This window comes from Dietzia sp. B44 (genome assembly GCF_014145245.1).
Classification (GTDB): Bacteria; Actinomycetota; Actinomycetes; order Mycobacteriales; family Mycobacteriaceae; genus Dietzia; species Dietzia natronolimnaea.
Genome location: NZ_JAALEF010000420.1, coordinates 1 through 3,617 on the forward strand (window position 1 = coordinate 1; position 3,617 = coordinate 3,617).

Below are 3,617 nucleotides of genomic sequence, written 5' to 3' on the forward strand. Positions count from 1 at the left end.
TCCCGCCGATACTAGCGGCCGGCACCCGGAGACCGGGCCTCGGACACCGGGCCCCGGAACCCGACGCTCAGACCTCGAGCCTGAGATCAGGCTCCGCCAACAGGACCTCGCCGTCGAACTGCGCGGCGGCCTCGGCGCGCACGGCCTCGCGGTCCGTCCACGGGGGGATGTGGGTCAGCACCAGACGGCCCACCCCGGCCAGTCGGGCGGTCCGGCCGGCCTCGGCACCGGACATGTGGATCCCCGGCGGGCGGCCCTCCTCGTGGGTCCACGAGGCCTCGCAGAGGAACACGTGGGCGCCGGCCGCGAGTTCGACCAGCGAGTCGCAGTAGGCGGTGTCACCGCTGTAGGCCAGGACGCGACCGGACTCCGACGTCAGGCGCATCCCGTAGGACTCCGGCGGGTGATCCACCCGGTCGGCCCGCACGCGCAGGCCCACCTCGCCGTCGTCGCCCGTCATCTCCACGTCGGGCGTGACATCCCACGACCCCACCTCGAAGGTGTCCGACAGATCGTCCACCGCCCCCGGTTCCTCCGCCGAGGCGACCCCGATCCGGTACGCGGTTCCGGACGGCCCGATGAGCGGGACCCGGACCGCGCGCTCGGCCTCCGGACCGTAGCGCCGCAACACCAACAGGCCCGGGACGTCCAGGCAGTGATCGGCGTGGAGATGGGACAACAGGATCGTGGCGTCCTCCGGCGCGATGTACCGCTGCAGAGCCCCCAACACCCCCGGCCCCATGTCGATCACGACCGGGGCGACCCCCTCGACCTCCACCAGATACCCGGACGCCGGCGAGGTGGGTCCGCCGATACTCCCCGAGCAACCCAGGACAGTCAGAAACATGGGCACCATCGTGCCACGGCCGGCGCGAGGTCGCCCGGAGTGTGCCCCGGCGGGCGACCGGGAACCGGTCCGCGGGGAGGGATCACACCGCACCCGCGAGGCCGACCGACACGAGACCGGGTCCGAGGAACCGGGACGCCACCCTTCGGAAGCTGTCCGGGTCACCGGTCACGAGGTACTCCCGCGTCGCCGGATCCGCCGCGTCGTGGGGGCGCAGCAGGTCCGCGGCGGTGAGCACGCGCAGCACGTCCTTGGCGGTCTCCTCGGCGCTGGAGACCAGCGTGACGTGATCGCCCACCGCGAGCTGGACCACCCCGGACAGCAGGGGGTAGTGGGTGCACCCCAGGACCAGGGTGTCCACGTCCGCGTCCCGGATCGGCGCGAGGTACGCCTCCGCCAGACCCAGGACCTGCCGACCGCTGGTGATCCCGCGCTCCACGAACTCGACGAACTTCGGGCACGCCACCGAGGTCAGGTGGACCCCGGCCGCCGCGGCCACGGCGTCGTCGTAGGCCAGCGACGCGACCGTGGCGCGCGTGGCGATCACCCCGATGCGGCCCGAGCGCGTGGTGGCCACCGCCCGCCTGGCCGCCGGCTGGATCACCTCCACCACCGGTACCGGGTAGCGCTCGCGCGCGTCCCGCAGCATCGCCGCCGAGGCGGTGTTGCACGCGATCACCAGAGCCTTGACCCCGCGGTCGACGAGGGAGTCCGCGACCGCCAGGGCGTGCTCGCGCACCCGGGCCAGGGGCAGCGGCCCGTACGGACCGTTGGCCGTGTCCCCCACGTAGATCAGCGACTCGTCGGGGAGCTGGTCCATGATCGCCCGGGCCACGGTGAGTCCACCCGCCCCCGAGTCGAACACCCCGACCGGGGCCAGTGGATCGGGAGACATCACCTCGGCGAACCGGCGTTCCGCCGCTGCCCGGCGGTGACCGCCTGTGGCGTCCGGTCGCGTTTGAGTCCGTACGCCGAGAGGACCCCGCCGATGGCCCCGCCGAGGTGACCCTGCCAGGACACGCCGTCCAGCATCGGGGACAGTCCCGCGAGCGCCTCGAACCCGTAGTAGAAGCCGATCACCAGACCCACGACCAGGTGCAGGAACCGGCGGGAGAACAGACCCCGGACGATCACGTAGAAGATGTAGCCGAACACGATGCCGGACGCCCCGATGTGGACGGTCCCGGTGCCGCCCAGGACCCACGACACGACACCCGAGGCCAGCCACGAGATGAGCGTGACGCTGATCAGGGGCCGGATCCCGGACATCGCGATGATCGATCCCAGGACGAGCAGGGCGATCGAATTGCCGATCAGGTGCGCCCAGTCCCCGTGGAGGAAGGGTTGGAAGATGATGCCGGGGAGCCCGTCGGTCGAGAGCGGACGCACCCCGTAGCCGTCGAGCCCCTGCGGGGGCCCGATGGTGGCCTGGATGACCTGGTCGGCCGCCTCGACCACCCACATCAGTGCGACAAAGGCGAAGAGCAGGATCAGTGCCGGCCAGCGGCGCGGCCCCTGAGGGACGGGCCGGGCGGTCTGGACGCCCCCCGCCCGGAACGTGCGTGGATCTGGATTCACCGTGTTCTCCTCACTTCCCGGTCAGAGCGGTGCACAGGGAGTCCTGCATGAAGGTCAACCAGTGGTAGACGTCCAGGTGCGCCGACCTCGGGTCGTCCTCCGCGACGAACTCGGGGATGTCGGTGGCCGGGACGCCGTCCACCGCCCCGGCCTCGAGCAGCAACGCGCCCAGGCCGAGCCTGACGTCGTTGAGACACCCCATCCAGGCCTGCGCCTGCTCGGGGCTGAGCGATACAGTCCCCCCACGCGCCGGGAGGGACTTCAGGACCGTCGACGCCGCCGCGAGCTTGACGTCGATGATCTCCGGCTCGTGGATCATGCGCATGCCCGAGTTGTGTGCGCGGGCCACCGCGGCGGCGTCCGCGTCCGATCCCCCACCCGGCTCGGGCCGGTGGAAGTCGGGGAGCAGGCGGGCGAGCGGGGCCTCGACGGGGAGCTCGGAGTGGCCGCTGCGCATCCCGGTGATCTCGGCCAGCTCGTCCCTCGGCGCGGAGTCGCGCCGCTGCTCGAGCATGTCGACGATGTTGGACACCAGGGCGTGGAGGATCTGCACCTCGTGACCCTCCATGACCGCCTTGACCCGGGGGCCGGTGAGGGAGGACTTGCGCTGCCAGGCCTTCACGGGCTCAGACCTCCCGCTGCATGGTGGCCCACAGTCCGGCCTCCTGCAGCTTCCGGACGTCGTTCTCCACCTTGTCCCGGCTACCGGACGAGACCACCGCGCGGCCGTCGTTGTGGACCTTGAGCATGAGCTCGTGCGCCTTCTCCCGGCTGTAGCCGAAGACCCGCTGGAACACGAAGGTCACGTAGCTCATCAGGTTGACCGGGTCGTCCCACACCACGGTGAGCCAGGGACTGTCCACCCCGGCGTCGAGCTCGGTGTCCGTGGCTTCCACGGGCGCGGCCGACGGCATCGCCATCACGGGGACGACGCTCCGGTCGTCCGCGATCTGTGTGGTCACGGTGTGCATACGGCCAAGGATACGGATTACCGCCGGGTCGGCCACGCCGTAGAGTCAGCCGGGTGACCGCGACCGCGCCGACGCGCGCCCCTCACCCGCCGGGCCGTCCGTCCAGCGCACTGCTCACGGACAAGTACGAGCTCACGATGATCCGGGCCGCACTGGCCGACGGGACCGCCGACCGCCCCTGTGTGTTCGAGGTGTTCGCCCGGCGGCTCCCGGCGGGTCGC

Annotated in this window: 5 protein-coding genes and 1 pseudogene; 1 reads left to right on the forward strand and 5 read right to left on the reverse strand. The window is 71.6% G+C overall.

Annotated elements, in window-relative coordinates:
- Window positions 1-67 precede the first annotated feature (67 nt).
- The 5 genes from G6017_RS13320 to clpS form a co-directional block, all read right to left on the reverse strand.
- A complete protein-coding gene (locus tag G6017_RS13320) occupies window positions 68-847 on the reverse strand; it encodes an MBL fold metallo-hydrolase (RefSeq protein ID WP_182609463.1) in 780 nt (259 codons plus the stop codon).
- 82 nt (window positions 848-929) lie between these two features.
- Window positions 930-1,742 (reverse strand): glutamate racemase, encoded by an 813-nt coding sequence (gene murI, locus G6017_RS13325; RefSeq protein WP_182617779.1) that lies wholly within the window; start codon window positions 1,740-1,742, stop codon window positions 930-932.
- Entirely contained in the window at window positions 1,742-2,425 is a 684-nt protein-coding gene (locus tag G6017_RS13330; protein WP_179524844.1) for a rhomboid family intramembrane serine protease, read from the reverse strand. Before G6017_RS13330 ends, murI begins: the two co-directional genes overlap by 1 nt.
- Window positions 2,426-2,435: 10 nt before the next feature.
- Complete coding sequence (locus G6017_RS13335; protein WP_182617781.1) at window positions 2,436-3,047, reverse strand: DUF2017 family protein; 612 nt, start codon at window positions 3,045-3,047, stop codon at window positions 2,436-2,438.
- Window positions 3,048-3,051: 4 nt separating this feature from the next.
- A complete protein-coding gene (clpS, locus tag G6017_RS13340) occupies window positions 3,052-3,345 on the reverse strand; it encodes an ATP-dependent Clp protease adapter ClpS (protein ID WP_370650897.1) in 294 nt (97 codons plus the stop codon).
- Window positions 3,346-3,449: 104 nt separating this feature from the next.
- Here clpS and G6017_RS17360 point away from each other — a divergent pair.
- Window positions 3,450-3,617, forward strand: a pseudogene (locus G6017_RS17360) (nicotinate phosphoribosyltransferase); the annotation flags it as partial.

Bases quoted from the DNA above. Each gene is read 5' to 3' on its own strand.
- murI (WP_182617779.1), bottom strand. From the start codon at position 1,742: ATGTCTCCCGATCCACTGGCCCCGGTCGGGGTGTTCGACTCGGGGGCG.
- clpS (WP_370650897.1), bottom strand. From the start codon at position 3,345: ATGGCGATGCCGTCGGCCGCGCCCGTGGAAGCCACGGACACCGAGCTC.
- G6017_RS13320 (WP_182609463.1), bottom strand. From the start codon at position 847: ATGTTTCTGACTGTCCTGGGTTGCTCGGGGAGTATCGGCGGACCCACC.